A 274-nucleotide genomic window follows, 5' to 3' on the forward strand; every position below is an offset into this window, starting at 1 on the left:
GCGTAGAGGTGTAGCGCCACCAGATATAACGGCAAGAAACGGTCAGCGACAGCACAATCAACATTAGCGCCGAGAAGCGCCCCGGCATCCGCCGTACGATCAGCGCTACACCCCACAGCAGCATCAGGAAGATAAACTGCGCTAGCGGGTTAAACGGCTGAGTAACGCAGATTAACGCCAGAATCAGCGAGAAGGTGACGATGATACCAAGGATCAACCGCCGCGCCCCGGCACTCAAATGACCGAGCTCTTTTTTCTCATCAAGATGCTGTGT

At 54.7% G+C, this 274-nt stretch carries 1 protein-coding gene; it reads right to left on the reverse strand.

Annotation, left to right across the window (positions count from 1 at the left end; all coding sequences use genetic code 11):
- Nucleotides 1-274 (reverse strand): hypothetical protein (locus QP437_RS10040; protein ID WP_285267734.1); only part of this gene is annotated, 274 nt, incomplete at both ends.

The sequence above is a fragment of the Haemophilus sp. UMB1048 genome (genome assembly GCF_030218125.1).
In the GTDB taxonomy this organism is placed as follows: Bacteria; Pseudomonadota; Gammaproteobacteria; order Enterobacterales; family Pasteurellaceae; genus Haemophilus_D.